Origin of the sequence: Polynucleobacter sp. JS-JIR-II-c23, assembly GCF_035011225.1 — a bacterium.
In the GTDB taxonomy this organism is placed as follows: Bacteria; Pseudomonadota; Gammaproteobacteria; order Burkholderiales; family Burkholderiaceae; genus Polynucleobacter.
The window spans coordinates 550,649-569,242 of record NZ_JAYGQT010000001.1; the positions used below are offsets into that span (position 1 = coordinate 550,649).

General features: G+C 45.5%; 21 protein-coding genes. 19 read left to right on the forward strand and 2 right to left on the reverse strand.

Annotated elements, in window-relative coordinates:
- The first annotated feature begins 99 nt into the window (after positions 1–99).
- The 14 genes from VC159_RS02885 to ccmI all read left to right on the forward strand — a co-directional run bounded on the left by VC159_RS02885 (position 100) and on the right by ccmI (position 9,845).
- Positions 100–519 (forward strand): MarR family winged helix-turn-helix transcriptional regulator, encoded by a 420-nt coding sequence (locus VC159_RS02885; RefSeq protein WP_215358352.1) that lies wholly within the window; start codon positions 100–102, stop codon positions 517–519.
- A gap of 31 nt (positions 520–550) precedes the next feature.
- Positions 551–1,105: a flavodoxin family protein gene (locus VC159_RS02890; protein ID WP_323472665.1), complete on the forward strand. Its 555-nt coding sequence runs from the start codon at positions 551–553 to the stop codon at positions 1,103–1,105.
- The gene (locus VC159_RS02895) at positions 1,105–1,653 is read left to right on the forward strand and encodes a cytochrome b (protein ID WP_323472666.1); all 549 of its coding nucleotides are present in this window, start codon (positions 1,105–1,107) and stop codon (positions 1,651–1,653) included. The genes VC159_RS02890 and VC159_RS02895 overlap by 1 nt, the downstream gene beginning before the upstream one ends.
- Positions 1,643–2,230, forward strand: a complete 588-nt coding sequence (locus VC159_RS02900; protein WP_215358346.1) for a YceI family protein — start codon at positions 1,643–1,645, stop codon at positions 2,228–2,230. The genes VC159_RS02895 and VC159_RS02900 overlap by 11 nt, the downstream gene beginning before the upstream one ends.
- A gap of 46 nt (positions 2,231–2,276) precedes the next feature.
- Positions 2,277–2,849, forward strand: coding sequence for a YceI family protein (locus VC159_RS02905; protein WP_323472667.1), 573 nt, complete (start codon positions 2,277–2,279; stop codon positions 2,847–2,849).
- A 194-nt stretch (positions 2,850–3,043) separates the two neighbouring features.
- Entirely contained in the window at positions 3,044–3,691 is a 648-nt protein-coding gene (ccmA, locus tag VC159_RS02910; protein ID WP_323472668.1) for a cytochrome c biogenesis heme-transporting ATPase CcmA, read from the forward strand.
- Positions 3,688–4,353, forward strand: coding sequence for a heme exporter protein CcmB (gene ccmB, locus VC159_RS02915; RefSeq protein ID WP_215358340.1), 666 nt, complete (start codon positions 3,688–3,690; stop codon positions 4,351–4,353). Before ccmA ends, ccmB begins: the two co-directional genes overlap by 4 nt.
- A complete protein-coding gene (ccmC, locus tag VC159_RS02920) occupies positions 4,350–5,120 on the forward strand; it encodes a heme ABC transporter permease CcmC (protein ID WP_215358333.1) in 771 nt (256 codons plus the stop codon). The genes ccmB and ccmC overlap by 4 nt, the downstream gene beginning before the upstream one ends.
- Entirely contained in the window at positions 5,120–5,308 is a 189-nt protein-coding gene (ccmD, locus tag VC159_RS02925; protein WP_215358326.1) for a heme exporter protein CcmD, read from the forward strand. Before ccmC ends, ccmD begins: the two co-directional genes overlap by 1 nt.
- Complete coding sequence (gene ccmE / locus VC159_RS02930) at positions 5,305–5,739, forward strand: cytochrome c maturation protein CcmE (protein ID WP_072583721.1); 435 nt, start codon at positions 5,305–5,307, stop codon at positions 5,737–5,739. Before ccmD ends, ccmE begins: the two co-directional genes overlap by 4 nt.
- On the forward strand, positions 5,736–7,655 hold the full coding sequence (locus tag VC159_RS02935) for a heme lyase CcmF/NrfE family subunit (RefSeq protein WP_323472669.1): 1,920 nt from the start codon (positions 5,736–5,738) through the stop codon (positions 7,653–7,655). The genes ccmE and VC159_RS02935 overlap by 4 nt, the downstream gene beginning before the upstream one ends.
- Positions 7,652–8,182 (forward strand): DsbE family thiol:disulfide interchange protein, encoded by a 531-nt coding sequence (locus VC159_RS02940; RefSeq protein ID WP_323472670.1) that lies wholly within the window; start codon positions 7,652–7,654, stop codon positions 8,180–8,182. Before VC159_RS02935 ends, VC159_RS02940 begins: the two co-directional genes overlap by 4 nt.
- The gene (locus tag VC159_RS02945; protein ID WP_323472671.1) at positions 8,179–8,649 is read left to right on the forward strand and encodes a cytochrome c-type biogenesis protein; all 471 of its coding nucleotides are present in this window, start codon (positions 8,179–8,181) and stop codon (positions 8,647–8,649) included. The genes VC159_RS02940 and VC159_RS02945 overlap by 4 nt, the downstream gene beginning before the upstream one ends.
- A 5-nt stretch (positions 8,650–8,654) precedes the next feature.
- Positions 8,655–9,845 carry a c-type cytochrome biogenesis protein CcmI gene (ccmI, locus tag VC159_RS02950; protein WP_323472672.1) on the forward strand — a complete coding sequence of 397 codons (1,191 nt, stop codon included), beginning with the start codon at positions 8,655–8,657 and terminating at the stop codon, positions 9,843–9,845.
- Positions 9,846–9,849: 4 nt separating this feature from the next.
- Here ccmI and VC159_RS02955 read toward each other — a convergent pair whose 3' ends face one another.
- A complete protein-coding gene (locus tag VC159_RS02955; protein WP_416350421.1) occupies positions 9,850–10,614 on the reverse strand; it encodes an SDR family oxidoreductase in 765 nt (254 codons plus the stop codon).
- 112 nt (positions 10,615–10,726) lie between these two features.
- On the opposite strand from VC159_RS02955, the gene VC159_RS02960 reads away from it, so the two are divergent.
- The 3 genes from VC159_RS02960 to VC159_RS02970 are packed head-to-tail and all read left to right on the forward strand — an operon-like array spanning position 10,727 to position 13,795.
- The gene (locus VC159_RS02960; protein WP_323472673.1) at positions 10,727–12,028 is read left to right on the forward strand and encodes a TAXI family TRAP transporter solute-binding subunit; all 1,302 of its coding nucleotides are present in this window, start codon (positions 10,727–10,729) and stop codon (positions 12,026–12,028) included.
- Between the two features lie 13 nt (positions 12,029–12,041).
- On the forward strand, positions 12,042–13,007 hold the full coding sequence (locus VC159_RS02965; protein ID WP_323472674.1) for a tripartite tricarboxylate transporter substrate binding protein: 966 nt from the start codon (positions 12,042–12,044) through the stop codon (positions 13,005–13,007).
- A gap of 32 nt (positions 13,008–13,039) precedes the next feature.
- Complete coding sequence (locus tag VC159_RS02970) at positions 13,040–13,795, forward strand: 2OG-Fe dioxygenase family protein (protein WP_323472675.1); 756 nt, start codon at positions 13,040–13,042, stop codon at positions 13,793–13,795.
- A 10-nt stretch (positions 13,796–13,805) separates the two neighbouring features.
- Here VC159_RS02970 and VC159_RS02975 read toward each other — a convergent pair whose 3' ends face one another.
- Complete coding sequence (locus VC159_RS02975; RefSeq protein ID WP_323472676.1) at positions 13,806–14,789, reverse strand: tripartite tricarboxylate transporter substrate binding protein; 984 nt, start codon at positions 14,787–14,789, stop codon at positions 13,806–13,808.
- Positions 14,790–14,874: 85 nt separating this feature from the next.
- Here VC159_RS02975 and VC159_RS02980 point away from each other — a divergent pair, with 85 nt between their 5' ends.
- A complete protein-coding gene (locus VC159_RS02980; RefSeq protein ID WP_215358298.1) occupies positions 14,875–16,110 on the forward strand; it encodes an MFS transporter in 1,236 nt (411 codons plus the stop codon).
- Entirely contained in the window at positions 16,107–18,587 is a 2,481-nt protein-coding gene (locus VC159_RS02985) for a heavy metal translocating P-type ATPase (protein WP_251367711.1), read from the forward strand. Before VC159_RS02980 ends, VC159_RS02985 begins: the two co-directional genes overlap by 4 nt.
- Positions 18,588–18,594: the final 7 nt, after the last annotated feature.

The following is an 18,594-nucleotide window of genomic DNA, read 5'->3' on the forward strand; positions in this document are numbered from 1 at the left end:
TTGCTTTAAACCCTATAAATAGAAGGCTTCTTAGTTTTTTATTGCAAATAGTTCGTATTAGTACTATATTAGTTCTAACTAGTACTTTAAATAAGATTTATGAACTTTTTACCCGTCCTGAGAAACCTCGTTTCTGCCTATCAAGCGTTTGAGCGTTATTCAGCTCCGCACATAGCAGCAATGGGTTTAACGATGACCCAGTTTGATGTGATTGCCACGTTGGGCAATCAGTTGCCGATGACTTGTAAGGAGTTAGGTGAGAAAACACTGGTGACCAAGGGAACGTTAACGGGGGTGCTAGAGCGCTTGGAAGCAAAAGGTCTCATTCTTCGTCAGACAAATTCTCAAGATGCGCGTAGTCAGCTGATTGGTTTGACGACATCTGGACAGTCTTTATTTGAGAAAGTATTTCCAGAGCATTTGGAATATCTAAATGGTGCATTTAAGAAATTATCATCAAATGAATTAAAGCAATTAGAAGAGTCATTGCGGTTGCTGAAAGACGCTTTTAAATCATAAACATCAAGTCAATATTTTTAAGGAGAAATTGATGAGTAAATTAGCTGTCGTATTTCATAGTGGTTATGGACACACTGTAAAGCAGGCTGAGGCTATTGCTAAAGGCGCTAATGGAACATTGATTGCCATTGACGCTGAGGGCAATATTACTGATGCGCAATGGGCGACACTCAATGATGCTGACGCTATTGTGTTTGGCTCTCCAACCTATATGGGTACGGTGAGTTGGCAGTTTAAGAAGTTTGCTGACGCTAGCTCTAAGCAATGGTTTTCACAACAGTGGAAAGACAAGGTTTTCGGTGGTTTTACGAATTCAGCAACAATGAATGGTGATAAGCATTCAACCTTACATTATTTCTTTACTTTGGCTATGCAGCATTCTGGTCTTTGGGTTGGCACTGGATTGATGCCATCGAATTCTAAGGCCGCAAAGCGCGATGACATTAACTATGTAGGTTCATCTGCGGGTGCAATGATGCAAACACCATCCGATGCAAGTGCTGATGAAGTGAATGTGGGTGATCTAGAGACTGCAAGACTGTATGGCGAGCGTATTGCAAAAATTACCAAACAGTTGCGCGGATAATGAATAAAGTCAGATACACCTCTATTGCCATCATCTTGCATTGGGTGATGGCGCTCTTGATATTCGCAACATGGTCAATTGCAATTGCCGTGGATGATATTCCATTGAGTCCACTCAGAATTACAGGAATCAGCTGGCACAAATGGCTTGGTGTCACCATATTCTTTTTGGTGGTTCTGCGCTTATTGTGGCGCTCAATTCATCCAGCTCCTGCATTAAACCTCGCATTGCCAGCCTGGCAAGAGCGTGCAATGAAGCTAACCCATCTTGCGCTGTACTTATTGATGCTTCTGATTCCGATTGTGGGCTGGTTAATGAGTTCCGCTAAGGGCTATACCGTCAACTACTTTGGCTTATTTGAATTGCCGGATCTGGTAGATAAAGATAAGGCACTTGGCCATCAGCTGAAGGAGATCCATGAGTTTCTGGCCAATGGATTAATGGCTTTGGTTGGACTTCATATTTTGGCTGCGCTAAAGCATCAATATATCGATAAAGATGGCTTATTAAGTCGTATGACCTTTGGAGGGTCTAGCCGTGAAAAGTAAATGCTCATTACATTTAGGGATGTTGGCACAGGCTTTATTAGCGATGCTATTCATTAGCGCTGCAAGCTCGGCTTATGCGGTGGAGTATTCATCTATTGATGCCTCGAAAAGCAAAATTACTTTTACAAGTAAATTGATGGGCTCAAAGATCTCTGGAAGTTTTGGAAAATTTTCTGGGAAGGTTTTATTTAATTCAGATGAGCCAGAAAAAGCGAAGGCTAACCTCATTATTGAAATCTCAAGTTTTAATGCTGGTGGGGAAGAGTTGCAAGAAGAGGCAAAAGGAAAAGACTGGTTCAGTACAAAACTCTTTCCAACTGCCAGCTATGTAACGGATTCTGTAAAGATTACAGGCCCCAATAGTTTGGATGCCCATGGAACCCTAACCATCAAGGGCAAAGCTGTGCCACTGTTGATATCCGTGAAGTATCAGCTGCAAGGCAAGCAGATGGTCTTTGATGCCAGCTTTCAGGTGCTGAGGTTGGATTTTGGCTTGGGTGCTGGAAACTGGGCAGACACTTCTGCAGTTGCCAATGAGGTGCCAGTCAATGTTCACTTAGTCTTAAATCAAAAATAGTTTTACAAATTAACTTACTTATTCAATTTTTAATCAGGAGAATTACATGAAATCAAAATTACTTATCGCTTTATTTGCAACTATTGGCCTTAGCTCTGTTTTTGCTGCGCCAGTGACTTATGCTACTGATGCCAATCATACCTTTGCTCAGTTTGAATATAACCATTTAGGCTTCTCTAAGCAGACCAGTCGCTTTAATGCCGTTACTGGAACTGTAACGATTGATCAAGCTGCAAAAAAAGGCAGCGCAGATATCACTATTGACACGAAATCTGTCGATACAGGATCGACTATATTCAATAATCATATCCAAGGTGAAGATTTCTTATCTACTACACAGTTTCCAACTGCTATCTTTCAATCAAACGATATGATTTTTAAAGGTGAAAAACCGGTTGCTTTAAAAGGTGTGTTGACATTGAAGGGTGTAAGTAAGCCAGTTACATTGAATATCACTAATTTTGAGTGCAAAAAACATCCAATGTCTGGTGCTGATTATTGCGGTGCCAATGCTGAAACAAAAGTGAAGCGCACAGAATTCAATATGGGCAAATACGCACCGAACGTAGGTGACGATGTAACCATCATGATTGCTATTGAGGGTTCAAAAAAGGATTAATTCCTTTTGTTGGGCTGATGTCATCTGAAAAACCACCTACGGGTGGTTTTTTCATTCTCGGCCGACTCGGTTTATAATTGCATAAGTAATTGAATTAAAAGGGATTATTCCTTTAATTCCACTTTTGCTGGTTTGACAGCTCTTAGGGGCTCTTGGACAATGCCATGGGTGGTTGATTCAAGCCCCAAGCCCTCATGACAGTTGATACTCATTCCTCCTCCAATACACCGCATTTGACGCTCGAAGCTCGTGCGCTGACTTGTATTCGTGGGGAGCGACAATTATTTCAAAATCTGAATCTGACAGTGACGGCTGGAGAGTGCCTGCATGTGCGCGGTGAGAACGGGGTCGGAAAAACTAGCCTCTTAAGACTCCTGACGGGACTTTCTAAACCAGAGGTGGGAGAGGTTCTTTGGAATCATCAGTCAGTCGCTAAAGACCCTTCTACATATCATCGGGAGCTTTTATTCCTGGGGCATCGTGATGCTCTGAAAGAGGATCTCACTGCCTTGGAAAATCTGCAGCTGTATGCAGTGCTAGACGATATTCATTTACCGGTTGATAAGGCTTTAGCAGCCCTCTGGCATTTTGGATTGCGTGGGCGCGAGAGCCTACCAGTCGGTTGTTTATCGGCTGGACAAAAGCGCCGAGTCTTAATGGCGCGTATGTTGACGCGTCAAGCGAAGCTGTGGATTTTGGATGAGCCATTCAATACACTGGATATTCATGCCGTACAAGATTTGCAAGGGTTAATAGCAGAACATGTGGAGCAAGGTGGTCTAGTGGTACTGACTAGCCATCAAGCAGTGGATCTTCCGCGTGTGAGGGTGCTAGATCTATGAATGCTTTACTAGCTATCATTCGCCGTGATTTGCTCTTGGTTATGCGCCGCAAGAGCGAGGTGCTCACAGCCCTCTTCTTTTTTGTCGTGGTGACTAGTTTGTTTCCATTGGGTATTGGTGCGGATGCTGCTTTGCTGCGTAAGATTGCTCCAGGCGTTCTTTGGGTTGCAGCCTTACTGTCTACTCTATTAGGCTTGCATCGGATGTTTGCCGCAGACTACCAAGACGGCGCTTTAGAGCAGCTTGCCTTGTCGCCGCAGCCTATGGTCTTGTTAGTAACTGGAAAAATTATTGCCCATTGGATGGTGAGTGGACTACCACTCGTGCTCTTAGCCCCGATCATCGGCATTCAGTTTGATCTGGATGCCAGTTCTTTGTATGTACTGATGGGAACCCTATTATTAGGTACCCCGGTGCTATCCTTACTAGGATCCATAGGTGCAGCCTTAACCTTGGGTGTCAGAGGCGGCAGCGTACTATTAAGCTTATTGATATTGCCTTTATATATTCCGGTTCTCATTTTTGGCGCTGGCGCCGTATATGCTAATAGTGTGGGTTTGGATACGTCAGGCCATTTTTCATTGCTAGGCGCGTTATTGATTTTGGCTTTAGCATTTGTTCCTTGGGTAAGTAGTGCTGCTGTAAAGATTGCAATTGAATGAATCCGATAAATACTTTTTCTAATCATCGCGTAGTTAACTGGTTTAAGTTATCTAGCCCTAGCACTTTTTATCCGGTGGCGGGTAAGCTCATCCCATTCTTCTGGGTCTTAACTTTTTTATTTGGCGCTGCTGGTTTGTGGATTAGCTTCTTTGTTGCGCCTGTCGATGCCGTGCAAGGGCAGGGCTATCGCATCATTTTTATTCATGTGCCCGCATCCTGGATGTCGATGTTTATTTATTTAGTCATGGCTACATGGGCAGGATTAGGACTGGTCTTTAATGCCCGTTTGTCTGCCATGATGGCGCAGGCTCTTGCCCCTATAGGCGCTTGGATGGCATTTCTATCTCTTTGGACCGGGGCATTCTGGGGTAAGCCCATGTGGGGTGCCTGGTGGGTTTGGGATGCTCGCCTTACTTCAGAGTTAATTCTTCTCTTTTTATATTTAGGCTTTATTGCCTTGCGAGCCTCCATTGATGACCCTCGCCGTGCCGATAAGGCGAGTGCCATTTTGGCTTTAGTAGGCGTTGTAAACGTACCGATTATTTATTTCTCAGTGAAATGGTGGAACACCTTGCATCAAGGCGCCTCCGTTTCTCTCACAAAAGCCCCGGCGATGGCACAAACCATGCTCTTGGGAATGCTGTTGATGGCTTTATGTCTTTGGATGTACACCATTGCAGTCACCTTAATGCGAGTGAGGGCAATCATTTTGGAGCGTGAAGCCCATGCTGATTGGGTGAGACAATCAATTGAGGTGAAAATCTGATGTGGAATAGCCCTTCTGAGTTTTTTGCCATGGGCGGCTACGCACTGTATGTGTGGAGTAGTTTTGGTGTTTGTGCGCTGGTATTGATATTGGAACCCCTCATGGCGCGTGCTCGCTTTAGAGCAATCGTACGGCGGTTGAAGCAAGAGCAATTAGCTGAGCAGTTTGATAAAGAGATTAGTAAGTGAAGCCTAGACATAAACGTGCATTGATGATTGTTGCAGCGCTGATCGTAATTGGTGTAGCTGCACTCTTAATTTTGAATGCGCTTAATAGCAATATTGCTTTATACGTCACTCCAAGTGAAGTGTCAGCGGGCAAAGCGCCTCAAGGTCAGGCTTTCCGAATTGGTGGCATGGTAAAAGACGGCTCTTTAAAGCGCGATGGCCTAACCGTGCACTTTGTGATTACTGATCTGGTGAAAGATATTCCAGTGGCCTATACCGGCATCCTTCCTGATTTGTTTAAAGAGGGTAAGGGTGCCGTGATCCAAGGTCGTATGAATGCGAATGGTGAATTTATTGCCAGCGAAGTATTAGCTAAACATGACGAGAACTATATGCCTCCTGAAGCAAAACATGCTTTAGAGCAAGCTCAAAAAAACGGAACGAATAAATGATTCCTGAGTTTGGGCACTACGCACTAGTTCTGGCGCTTTGTATTGCGTGCATTCAGGGAGTTTTGCCATTGCTGGGCGCGCACTTTGGTCGGCGCGATTGGTTGGTGCTAGCAAGACCTGCTGCGCAAACAGTTTTCTTATTACTGGCGATTGCTTTTGGAATCTTGGCTTGGAGTTTTTACGCCAATGATTTTTCTGTGCTCTATGTTGCTGAGCACTCGAATTCACAGCTACCAGTGATTTATCGATTAGGTGCAGTATGGGGCGGTCATGAAGGATCACTCTTGTTGTGGATCTTTTTGCTGGCTACCTGGACCATTTTAGTTGCTCAGCTTTCTAAAGCATTAGATGACTTTATGGTGGCGCGAGTGATTGGCGTTTTGGGCTTGGTCACTAGTGGTTTGCTCCTGTTTGTTTTAACAACCTCAAATCCGTTTGAGCGTTTATTGCCAGCCGCACAAGATGGCCGCTCATTAAATCCACTCTTGCAAGATCCGGGTTTAGTATTTCATCCGCCAATGTTGTACATGGGCTACGTTGGTTTTTCTGTGGCCTTTGCATTTGCGATTGCCTCCTTATTATCTGGAAGATTGGATGCCGCTTGGGCTCGTTGGTCACGTCCTTGGACAACCGCTGCTTGGGTTTTCCTGACCCTTGGTATTGCTTTGGGTTCGTGGTGGGCTTATTACGAATTGGGTTGGGGTGGTTGGTGGTTCTGGGACCCCGTTGAAAATGCCTCGTTTATTCCTTGGCTCGTGGGTACTGCTTTGTTACATTCTTTAGCGGTTACCGAAAAGCGCGGCGGATTTAAGAGTTGGACTGTGCTCTTGGCGATTACTGCCTTCTCCTTATCGCTACTAGGAACCTTCTTGGTTCGATCGGGCGTCCTGACCTCAGTGCATGCGTTTGCGACTGATCCAAGGCGCGGCATCTTTATTCTGATCTTCTTATCACTCGTCGTTGGTTCGTCTCTGATGCTTTACGCATGGCGTGCGCCTAAGAGTTCGATGGGCGGCAAATTTAGTTTGAGCTCCAGAGAAACATTGATTTTGCTTGGCAATGTCTTTTTAGTGGTCTCTGCCGGATCTGTTTTGCTGGGCACCCTATACCCATTGCTGATTGATGCTTTGCATCTAGGTAAGATTTCTGTAGGCCCTCCTTATTTCAATAGCGTATTTGTTCCCATCATGGTGCCATTGCTGGTATTGATGGGCATCGGTCCATGGGCAAGTTGGAAGCAGAGTAATTTAATTAGCATCATCAAGCGTTTATGGCTTGCGGGCGCAGTCGCTCTCATTGCAGGCGTTGGAATTCCCTTAATCATGGGTGTATTTACCTGGCTTGCAGGCATGGGCTTCATGTTGGCTTTTTGGGTAATCGCTTCGGGCTGCATGCAAATCATTCGCCAAGCTAAAGCTGGCAAGCCCACACGTTCTTTTATTGGCATGCAAGTAGCGCATTTAGGCATTGCAGTTTTTGTTATTGGCGTCACAATGGTCGGCGCTTATCAAGAAGAGAAAGACGTGCGCATGTCAGCCGGCGATACAGTTAGTGTTGGCGGATATCAAATTCAGCTGCAGGGAGTTAGCGCTGCTCGCGGCCCAAATTACCAGGCAATGCGCGGCACATTTCTGCTGTCTAAAAATGGTGGCGAACAGATCGGCCTTTATCCTGAGAAGCGAAGCTATTTTTCATCGACGATGCCAATGACTGAAGCGGCGATTGATGCTGGGCTTACCCGCGACATATATGTATCGCTAGGTGAAGAACTGGGCGATCAATCTTGGGCTGTACGTGTTTACTACAAGCCTTTTGTGGATTGGATTTGGGGCGGTTGCTTGTTGATGGCTTTAGGTGGCGTGTTGGCTATGTCGGATAAGCGCTATCGACTGAAGTTAAAGAGCAAGTTCTTATGAAGGCAAAATTTTTAATCCCCCTGATCTTATTTGTAGGCTTAGTAGTCTTCTTGGCGATTGGCTTAAATCGTGATCCACATGAAGTGCCCTCACCATTAATTAATAAGCCCGCCCCTGCATTTGAAGTTTCTCAATTAGCTAACGCTAATAAAACGTTCTCGCCAGCAAGCATGAAGGGTCAAGTGTGGATTCTGAATGTTTGGGCTTCCTGGTGCGTAGCTTGTCGCGAAGAGCATCCTGTGTTGGTTGAGCTTGCTAAGTCACAAATAGCGCCAGTGATTGGTTTGGACTATAAAGATCAGCGTGAAGATGCTCTGGCAATGCTAGCAAAACAGGGCAATCCTTATGTGCTATCCGCCTTTGATGGTAATGGGCGAGTTGGCATTGATTATGGCGTCTATGGCGTGCCTGAGACTTATATTATTGATAAGGCAGGGGTGATTCGCTTTAAGCACATTGGCCCGTTAACAATGGATTTATTGAATCAAAAGATTTATCCCATGCTGAGCGATTTAAAGAAATCATGAAGCGCATTTTCTTAATCGCCGTTTGTGTATTTAGTTTAGGTAACGCGTTTGCCAAAGATGCTGCACCACTCGCAGATGATCCTGTAACAGAACAGCGATTAATTAGTATTTCAGAAGAAATGCGCTGCTTGGTGTGTCAGAACGAGTCATTGGCAGGCTCGCGCTCGGATTTAGCCAATGATTTGCGTCGTGAAATTCGGATATTGATCAAAGAAGGTAAGAGCGATGATCAAATCCGCTCGTTTATGGTCGAGCGCTATGGTGATTTTGTACTGTATCGTCCGCCAGTCAAGCCAGTGACCTGGTTGCTATGGATTGGCCCATTTGTTATTTTGGGTCTGGGCATTGCTGGTTTATTAATGTATTTAAGACGCAGAGATAGCAGCGTGCCTAATGTCACGCTGACTGATGCTGATAATCAAAAAATCGATGCACTATTAAATGCAAGCGATAAGAAAGAGGGATGAAATAAGTGACTAGCTTTTTGATCCCCGCCTTTTTGCTTCTGGTTCTGGTATTGGTGCTATTGCTGCGCCCATTCATCTTTCCCGCGAAGAGCTCGTCGACATCGCGTCGTCAGATGAATGCCACCATCTACCGTGAAGAGTTGGATAAATTAGAGCTTGAATATAAAGCTGGTGCAATTACTTCAACTGATTATGAAATTGCGCATGCTGAAATGCGTCAGAGACTCTTTCAAGACACTATTGAAGAGGATGATCGAGAGGTTGCGGGCTCCTCAAAGAAGACTGCACTCGGGTTATGTATCTTTATTGTCTTGCTCTCATCGGCGCTATATTTCTCCTTGGGGGATGTTGTTCGGGTAGCCCAAAACAATTCTGAAAAACCAGTCACCCAAGAGGGTGTCGAAAAAATGGTGGCTCAATTTGCCATCAAAATGGAAAAAGATCCTGGCAACTTAAAGGGCTGGGCGATGTTAGCTCGTTCCTATCGAATCTTGGGCCGTGATGAGGATGCTGCCAAAGCATACGCACGTGCTGGTAGCTTTATTGATTCTGATCCGCAATTGTTAGCTGACTATGCAGATGTACTGGCAAGCAATGCAAATGGGAGTTTTGTTGGGAAGCCTTCGCAGTTGATTAATCAGGCATTAAAGCTGGACCCGAACAACATGATGGCACTTTGGCTTTCTGGAACCGCATCTTATAACGCTAAAAATTACAAGGCAGCGGTGCAGTCCTGGGATAAGCTTGCGCAACAACTTCCGCCCAATACGGATGAGGCGCGTGCTATTCAAGGATCTATTGCTGAGGCGCGCTCTAAAGGTGGTCTGACTACTTCAGCGCCGGTTGCTCCAGCCGGAAAAGGCATTAGCGGAAAAATTGAATTGTCTGCTGACCTTAAATCTAAGATTAAGCCTGGCGACATTGTGATGGTGATTGCACGCAAGCCTGGTGAGCGTATGCCTGTGGCTGTCTTGAAGGCATCAGCAACTGACTTTCCAATGAGCTTTATATTGAATGATTCATTGGCCATGAATCCCAGTGCGCCTCTGTCTCAACTATCTGAGGTGAGTGTCGAGGTGCGCATTTCTAAGACTGGGATGGCGAAGCCGGAAGTGGGGGATTTAATCTCTTCAGTGCAGACAATTAAGGTCGGCACAACCAATGTTCGCCTACTAGTTGACCAAGTTCGCCATTAAGGTTTTAGCCTCTACCCACAAACGGCATATTGGTTGCCATAATCGTCATCGACAGAATATTGCTTTCGAGTGGCAGTTGGGCCATATGCAGTACGGCCTCACCAACATGATCAACATCCATGCGTGGCTCTACCTTAATCGATTGATCTGCCTGCAGGATCCCAGCAGCCATACGTTCAGTCATCTCTGTTGCAGCATTGCCGATATCGATTTGACCGCATGCAATATTAAAAGGGCGGCCATCTAATGCAATGGTTTTGGTTAAGCCGCTGATGGCATGTTTGGTCGCCGTGTAGGGCGCTGACATTGGACGAGGTGCATGTGCTGAGATTGAACCATTATTGATAATTCTGCCACCTTGTGGAGATTGCGCTTTCATCATACGAATCGCTTCCTGTGAACACAAGAACGCACCACAGAGGTTGGCATTGACTACACTCATCCACTGCTCATAACTTAAGTCTTCCATTGGGATAGCAGGAGCCCCCATACCGGCATTATTGAAGAGTACGTCAATGCGGCCAAATTGATTGCTAAGTGCCGCAAATAGCTTTTTGACTTCATCGGGTTTGCCAACATCGCAAGCAACCGCAAGACAGTTACTTTGATTACCGCCAATATCAGCAATAGCCTTTTCTAATCTATCTAGATTGCGTCCAGTTAGGACCACTTGATAGCCTCCCTTGAGAAGGGCTTTGGCAGCCGCCCGTCCAATGCCAGTTCCTGCGCCAGTGACTAGGGCTACCTTGCTTTTAGCTAAATTCATCATGTTCTTTAGGGCTGCTTAAAAGCATCATCTTATCGTGATTTATTGGGCCTGTTTTGAAACCTTTGCCTATTGCTTTGCTCGGGGCATAATGCAAAAAACACAAGAGATTTCCATGAATTTCATCAAAAAACAAATTTATAACCCCCTGGCTCTAACAGCAGCCTTTTTTGTCCTACTAACCATTCTTTTTGGCGTTCTGTGGGTTTTAGTCCCGCCGCCACCAAAGTCAATCGAGATGGCTACGGGATTTCCTACTGGGCTGTATTACCAGTTTGGCGAACGCCTGAAATCGGAAATAGCTAAGGAGGGTGTTGATCTCAATGTGCGATCCACAGGCGGAACTTTAGATAACTTAGCTCTTTTGAATGACCCCAATTCTGGGGTTGATTTTGCAATGGTCCAGAGTGGTGTTGCTAATGTTGCCGAATATCCAAATTTAGTTTCGATAGCTGGAATGTTTTACGAGCCAATTTGGGTTTGGTATCGTGAAGGTGCATTCAAAAATGATGGGGGCCAACTCAAGATCTTAAGTCAGCTAAAAGGCAAGCGCGTCTCCATCGGTAATGATGGGAGCGGCACTTTAGCGCTTACTCAGAGTTTGTTGCAGACTAGCGGTATTACAGACAAAGAAATTGGCGCGCAGAAATTAAAGCCCGATGAAGCTATTCTTAAGTTAAATAATGGCGAATTGGATGCAGTATTTATAGTGGCGGCTGCAGAGGCCCCCATACTGAAAAAGTTTTACTCTATTCCAGGTATTCGCTTGATGGATTTCGACCAAGCGGATGCATACACCCGAAATCTTACTTATTTATCCAAAGTGACTGTACCCAGAGGTTTATTGAGTATTGAGCACGATCAACCTCGTCAGGACATCCAGGTGATAGCCGCTACTGCCACCTTGGTAGCTCATGACAATGTAAGTCCGGCAATGGTTTCACTCTTATTGAGCGCTTCTTACGATATTTTGAAATCCTATTCACGATTACAAAAGGTGGGCGAGTTTCCCTCTGGTTCTGGACTGGATTTCCCATTGCATGCGGATGCGGAGATTTACCTAAAGGATGGCCCTTCATTCTTACATCGTCACTTGCCATTTTGGACTGCGGTATGGGCAGGACGTTTTGTCAAAATTGTTATTCCATTGCTAGTAATTTTGATCCCATTGTTTACCTATATTCCAACTACCAAAAATTTCTTATTGCGATTGAAGTTGGCGCAGGTGTATGAAGAGCTCAAGGTGATTGAGAAGAATGCCCAAAATCCAGCGTTAAAAGAAAAGAACTTTAAAGACCTTGTGGACATCGAAAGGCGCGTTGGAAATATTAAGGTATCCATGTTGGATGCTAAAGAGCTATATGACCTTAAGGGGCATGTGGGTGAAGTGCGTCACCGCCTGAATTTGGTTCATTAAAAGGGATCTGGATATGAGCAGGCTAATTCAATATCTATTTTTAGCTTTAGGCTTGATTGTCTCTATTGGGCTTCAGGCGCAGACCTACCCAAGCAAGCCTATATCTATGGTGGTTCCTCAGGCGGCGGGCGGTACTAACGACATTGTGGCGTGTCTAATTGCGCCATCATTTGGTGAAGCTATTGGCGCATTGATTGTGGTTGAAAATAGACCTGGAGCTGGCGGTAACATTGGTACCCAAAGTGTTGCACGCTCACCTAAGGATGGCTATACCTTACTGCTCACTATCAATAGTACGCAAGCCATCAATCCTTCTTTGTATAAAAATCCTGGCTTTGATCCTGTAAATGATTTTGTGCCTTTGTATTACATTGGGGCAACACCTTATGTTTTGGTTTCTCCACCAGGATCTCCTTATAAAACATTGGCGGATGTCGTGGCTGCGGCTAAGAAGAGGCCTGGAGAGTTGTCATATGCCTCGGCTGGTAATGGCACGATTAGTCATTTATTGGGTGCCATGCTCAATGCGAGCGCTGGCATTGACATGCAACATATTCCTTACAAGGGTGTAGCCCCCGCAATTAATGATGTATTAGGTGGACAAGTACCGCTAGCATTTGCGAGCTTACCCTCTGCACTCAATTACATTAAAGCAGGGAAGCTTCAGGCCATTGCGATTAGCTCTGCGAAGCGTTCTAGTGCTGCGCCTGAAATTCCAGCGATTGCAGAAACTTATCCTGATTGTATTGGGGAGGTATGGGTAGCCATCTTTGCCCCTGTTGGCGTTAGTGCGGATGTAATAAAGAAGGTGCAGGCAGCGATGGAGAAGGCCCTATCTAAATCAGAAGTGCGTGAGAGGCTATCTGCACAGGGCTTGGATCTTGCACCCATTCCAACTAATAAGTTGAGCGCTTTACTAAAGGATGAGTTGGCTAAGTGGGCAAAAATTGTGAGGGCATCTGGAGCGCAGTTGGATTAACGCTTTTTTGCTGCTTGACCTAAAATAGACTCATGACGATTACTGGCCTTGCGCCAACACTGACCCCCCTCAAGCAGATTGACCAAGCTTTGCGTGATGACGGCTTTGCAGTGGTGTCTGCTGAGACGGTTGCCAAGTTTAGCAATGTAGATCTATCCAAGCTTCAAACCCTTACCAAGTATTGGGAAAACTTGCCCCGCGATCCTTATTTAAAAGATGGTGGGCGCTATCGCTTTCGTAGACACGCTAGCTATGAGATTAAGGGCGATGAGCTCACTCTTGTTCCTCATCGTGCGCACTGGCAATCACTGGATTACAACGCATTGCATGGTGGAATTGAGCGCTGGTTTGAGCCCATCCAAGGTGAGTTGTTAAGTAATCCTGCTTGGCAATCTGTCTTGCTCGGGCTTGCACATCTCTTGAATAGCCTAAAGCCTGTGAATACTTGGTTTGTTGAAGCCCATCAATTTCGAATTGATACCACTGATGGTATCGGACGTCCAACACCTGAAGGCGCTCATCGCGATGGCGTTGATTTTGTAGCAGTCTTCTTATTGGGTCGAGAGGGTATTAAAGGTGGTGAGACCAGAATATTTGATACCTCTGGCTCCGCAGGATTGCGTTTCACCCTCACGCAACCTTGGTCTCTTTTGTTAATGAATGATCAGCGCATGATTCATGAATCAACACCCATTCAGCCATTAGCAAAATATGGCTACCGAGATACCTTGGTTCTCACTTATCGTTCTAATGGTTTTCAAGACTCTCCAAACCGAAGTCAGCAATAAGCCTGCTGATTTATTCTGGCTCCATGCCAGCTTCTTTAATCGCTTTGGCCCACTTAGCAGTTTCTAGTTTGATCTTTTGGCCAAGGGCTTCAGGCGTTCCTGGCTGAGTTTCAAAACCATTTGCAGAGAGTCGATCTGCTAAATCTTTTGATTTAGCAGCATTGTTGATTGCTTGGTTTAGCTTGAGTATGGCGTCCTTTGGCATGCCTGCAGGCCCAAATGCCGCAAAGAATGAGATGAGTTCATAGCCTTTAATACCTAATGCTTCATTTACCGTAGGTAATTCTGGAATAGCTGGTGAGCGCTTTAAAGAAGTGACGGCTAAGCCGCGGATTTTGCCTGCTTGTACTTGGGGCAAAGAGACTCCAAAGTCGGATGTGAACATATTCACCTGACCGCCAATTAAATCAGTCATCGCATTGGGGCCGCTCTTGTATGAGACCCCAATCATTTTGATATCAGCAAAGCTTGCCAGCATTTCTGATGAAACGCGCTGTGATGTACTTGCATAAGCAAAAGTCATTTTTCCTGGATTGGCTTTGGCTAGAGAAACAAACCCATTGAGTGATTTAGCAGGCACATCATTATTGATGGCAATAATGAGTGGAGCAGATCCAAAAAATCCAATGGGAGTAAAGGCGGTGTCTTGGTTATAGGGTAAATTTTTAACCAAGCTCTTAAGGGCAGCATTAGTGCTATTGGTTCCGAACAGAATCGTATAGCCGTCTGCGGGGGCCTTGGCTACAAAATCTGCGCCAATTAGGCCATTTGCGCCAGGGCGATTTTCAACAACTACGGGCTGGCCTAATGACTCAGACATTTTTGCCGCAAATGCACGTCCAATTTGATCGGTTGTGCTGCCGGGTGCAAAAGGAACAATCGCTTTAATGGGTTTGGAGGGGTAGCTATCCGCTGATGCCAGGTTACTTGCGAAGCCGATAATCAGGGCGGCCCCGATCTGCAATAAACGAACTATCAAAGATTTGCTATTCATACTGTCTCCGTCTTGTTTTCAGTAGTGTAGCGGGTCTAATTCGTTCTGGGCGAGTAGAATGAGTTCACGTTTCTACTGACTAACTATGCGCTTTCGTTCAGCTGGCTATACCCCTCTTATGCTTCTGGCACAAACCTGTGCTTTATTGGGTTTTGCTTGCTATGCCGTCGTGTTAACGACTTTGCAAGAAGAGTGGCATCTCAGTAATTTGCAGTCAGGCCTGATTGCGAGTGCTTTTTTCTTTGGTTACATGCTTGCCGTTCCATTAGCTACGGCTTTAACGGATCGGGTAGACGCGCGTAAGGTGTATTTAATAGGCGGTCTCACAGCAAGCTGTGGTCTTTTGGGTATGAGTCTGTTGGCTTATAACTTTTGGACGGCCCTACTTTTTATGGCTTTGAATGGTGCTGGTCTTGCTGGTTCTTATATGCCCGGCCTCAAGATTTTGTCAGACCGCATCCAATCGGGAGAGCTAACTAGACATATTGCGTTCTATACCGCCTTCTTTGGTATCGGTACTGGATTTTCGTATTTATGTTCTGGTTGGATTTTGAATGCGCTTGGTTGGCATTATGTATTTGGTTTAATTGCCTTGGGCCCATTTAGCGCATTTCTGATTGTCTTGTTGCTAATTCCAGCGCTTCAGCATGAAAAATGGCAAGGGCCAATCAATATTCGTCTGCACGATATCTTTCCGGTGGATAAATGGAAGTTGGTTTTACAAGACAAAAATGCATCAGGCTTTATTTTTGGATATACCGCTCATACTTTGGAACTCTTTGCCTCAAGAAGCTGGATTGTTGCCTTCTTTGCTTTTTGTGCAGTTGCTTCTGGCGAAGATTTTTTCCTAACGGCTACGACTTTAGCTGGAGTGATTAATTTCTTTGGCGTGCCATCTTCCATATTGGGTAATGAAATTGCTTTGAGAGTAGGGCGTCAGAAATGGGTATGCATTGTGATGCTGACTAGTGCGGTATTAGGGATTGCATTCGCTTGCTCAACTGGCCAGTCGTGGTGGTTGATTGTTGCTCTGGCTATTGGGCATGCCATATTCATCATGGCAGATTCCTCAACGCTCACTGCGGGCTTGGTAATTAGTGCGCAAGAAAATATCAAGGGCGCTGCAATGGGTCTGCACTCATTGATGGGGTTTGGTGGCGGCCTATTGGGGCCTGCCATTTTTGGTTTCGTCTTGGATATTTCTGGTTCTCGTACTTCACAAGTTGCCTGGGTATGGGCATACGTTGCCGTAGTCATGTGGGGCGTTCTGTTTGTGATTTACGAACGTCGTAGGGGCTGGGGTAGCTCAGTGCGCGCATGAGTAATCGGATAAATGAGCAGATAAATGAGCAGGTAAATGAGCAGATGAACAAAAAGAATGCTTTAGTTTGCTATCACTGTTCAAGCCAGATTCTCCCAGGGGAATTAACTGAGGCGGAACTGGGTGGTGAGACACGTCCATTCTGTTGTCCGGGTTGCATGGCAATTGCGCAAACAATTCATGGAGAAGGCCTAGAAGTTTTTTATGCCAGGCGTTCTCAGTCGGGTGATAAGCCGGCAGCCTATCTTGCAAGTGATGAGATTCCGGAGAAGCTTAAGCCTTATGATGATCCTTCATTGCGAGGCCGTTTTACCCGTCCATCTGGAGGGGAGGGTGATCTTGAAACCACTTTGCGCTTAGAAAAAATTCGATGTGCAGCTTGTGTTTGGCTGTGTGAGCAACATTTACGTCGTAATGCAGGTGTTAAGGATGTGCAAATCAATTACGTTACTCAAAAAGTAATGGTGCGTTTTTCTTCAGATAAAACGAGCTTAGCAAGATTACTTTTTGAAATTGAGCGCATTGGTTATGAGGCTTGGCCATTTGAACCCTCCCAATCATTAGATCGCGCTAAAAAGGAAAGGCGCCACCTTCTTTTGCGACTAGGTGTAGCAATGCTGGGCATGATGCAGGTCATGATGTATGCCTGGCCTACGTATGTCGGCGCCGACATTACTCCGGAATTTGAGATTCTTTTAGGTTGGACTAGCTGGTTATTGACTGTTCCTGTGATGGTCTACTCAGCAGGTCCAATATTCCAGTCGGCTTGGCGAAGTGTGCAGTCTTTTAAGCAAACGCATATGTTGGGAATGGATGTTCCTATTGCATTAGCTTTAGCTTTGGCATTTATTGCGGGCACCATTAATTTAATTGCCGGTGTCGGACATACTTATTTTGATTCCATCACCATGTTTGTGGCATTTATCTTGGCGGCCAGATATGTGGAGCTTTTAGCAAGACAAGATGCGCAAGGTGGAGCAGAGGCTTTAGCTAAACAACTGCCTGCAACATGTGAGCGGGCATTGAACTATCCAGCATCACAAGAAATTGAAGTGGTTCCCGTAGTTAATTGCAATCCTGGAGAGGTATTACGAGTTTCTCCAGGGGAAGTGGTGCCTGCTGACGGTGTCCTGATTGAAAATGTGAGTGCTTTAGACGAGTCTTTGCTCACGGGCGAATCTAAGCCGGTTGAGAAAAAGATTGGTGACCGTGTGTACGCTGGTACTCACAACATACTGAATCCATTGTTCATGCGAATTGAGGCAGTGGGGCAATCAACCCGTATCGCTGGAATTGCTTCCTTATTAGATCAAGCATTACTTGCTAAACCAGTCATGGTGAGTCTGGCTGAAAAGTGGACTGCTTATTTTGTTGCCTTTTTACTATTCGGTGCATTTGCTTCGTCCGCTATTTGGCTGTACTTTGACCCTAGTCGTGCGTGGACAGTTTTAGTTTCTGTTCTAGTTGCTAGCTGCCCTTGTGCTTTATCACTAGCAGTTCCAACTGCTATGGCAGCAGCGCAAGGTGCGGTAACTAAATTAGGTTTACTGATTGTGCGTGGTCATGTGATGGAAGGTTTAGTAAAAGCAACTGACTTAGTGTTAGATAAGACCGGCACACTAACGATGGGTCAGCCAGAGTTGCAAGAGGTTATTAATTTGCGTGCGGGCTATCGACGTGAAAATGCCTTGGCCTTAGCTGCGGTATTGGAGGCAGGGCAAAGACATCCGTTGGCACTTTCTTTGATGCGTGCCGCTACTGCTGAAAATTTATCTTTACCTACATTGAGTGAGCCAGTGATTAATCAACTGGGAAAAGGTTTAAGTTCAGGCGAGTATCGCTTAGGAAGTGCATTGTGGCTGGGGGTAGAGCAGAGTGCGCAATTAGGGCAATACGGTCAGGTGCATTTAGCGGATGCACAAGGATTAATAGCTAGCTTTGTATTTTTGGACACGCCTAGAGCAGGATTAGAGCAATTCCTAAAAGTAGTGAAGTCTAGAAAGATTGCAGTGCATTTAGTTTCTGGTGATGATCGCGCTACGGTTGCGTGGTGGGCACATCATGTTGGTATTAAGCAATATCGAGGCGGTTGTACGCCTGAAGATAAGTATGACTACATCGAAAGGTTGCAAAAAGAAGGTCGTTTTGTATGGGCTATTGGCGATGGTGTGAACGATGCGCCTTTGCTTGCTCGTGCTGATATTTCTATTGCAGTTGGCGCTGGTGCACCTTTGGCTGCAGCTGGAGCTGATGCAATTCTGACGGCTAGTTCTCTAGAGCCTTTAGCAAAAACTTTGTTGCTAGCTGATAAAACTCACGCAATCATCAAAGAAAACTTATGGTGGGCCTTGGCTTACAACTTGCTGGCTATTCCTGCTGCAATGATGGGCTTAGTAAATCCCTGGGTTGCTGGGATCGGGATGTCGCTTTCCTCGTTAGCCGTGACTTTAAATGCCTGGCGCTTACGAAAGGCTTAGACTATAG

Bases quoted from the DNA above. Each gene is read 5' to 3' on its own strand.
- ccmC (WP_215358333.1), top strand. From the start codon at position 4,350: ATGAATCCGATAAATACTTTTTCTAATCATCGCGTAGTTAACTGGTTT.
- ccmB (WP_215358340.1), top strand. From the start codon at position 3,688: ATGAATGCTTTACTAGCTATCATTCGCCGTGATTTGCTCTTGGTTATG.
- ccmA (WP_323472668.1), top strand. From the start codon at position 3,044: ATGACAGTTGATACTCATTCCTCCTCCAATACACCGCATTTGACGCTC.
- ccmD (WP_215358326.1), top strand. From the start codon at position 5,120: ATGTGGAATAGCCCTTCTGAGTTTTTTGCCATGGGCGGCTACGCACTG.
- VC159_RS02890 (WP_323472665.1), top strand. From the start codon at position 551: ATGAGTAAATTAGCTGTCGTATTTCATAGTGGTTATGGACACACTGTA.
- VC159_RS02960 (WP_323472673.1), top strand. From the start codon at position 10,727: ATGAATTTCATCAAAAAACAAATTTATAACCCCCTGGCTCTAACAGCA.
- VC159_RS02975 (WP_323472676.1), bottom strand. From the start codon at position 14,789: ATGAATAGCAAATCTTTGATAGTTCGTTTATTGCAGATCGGGGCCGCC.
- VC159_RS02955 (WP_416350421.1), bottom strand. From the start codon at position 10,614: ATGATGAATTTAGCTAAAAGCAAGGTAGCCCTAGTCACTGGCGCAGGA.
- VC159_RS02940 (WP_323472670.1), top strand. From the start codon at position 7,652: ATGAAGGCAAAATTTTTAATCCCCCTGATCTTATTTGTAGGCTTAGTA.
- VC159_RS02985 (WP_251367711.1), top strand. From the start codon at position 16,107: ATGAGTAATCGGATAAATGAGCAGATAAATGAGCAGGTAAATGAGCAG.
- VC159_RS02980 (WP_215358298.1), top strand. From the start codon at position 14,875: ATGCGCTTTCGTTCAGCTGGCTATACCCCTCTTATGCTTCTGGCACAA.
- VC159_RS02885 (WP_215358352.1), top strand. From the start codon at position 100: ATGAACTTTTTACCCGTCCTGAGAAACCTCGTTTCTGCCTATCAAGCG.
- VC159_RS02905 (WP_323472667.1), top strand. From the start codon at position 2,277: ATGAAATCAAAATTACTTATCGCTTTATTTGCAACTATTGGCCTTAGC.
- VC159_RS02945 (WP_323472671.1), top strand. From the start codon at position 8,179: ATGAAGCGCATTTTCTTAATCGCCGTTTGTGTATTTAGTTTAGGTAAC.
- VC159_RS02965 (WP_323472674.1), top strand. From the start codon at position 12,042: ATGAGCAGGCTAATTCAATATCTATTTTTAGCTTTAGGCTTGATTGTC.
- VC159_RS02970 (WP_323472675.1), top strand. From the start codon at position 13,040: ATGACGATTACTGGCCTTGCGCCAACACTGACCCCCCTCAAGCAGATT.
- VC159_RS02935 (WP_323472669.1), top strand. From the start codon at position 5,736: ATGATTCCTGAGTTTGGGCACTACGCACTAGTTCTGGCGCTTTGTATT.
- VC159_RS02895 (WP_323472666.1), top strand. From the start codon at position 1,105: ATGAATAAAGTCAGATACACCTCTATTGCCATCATCTTGCATTGGGTG.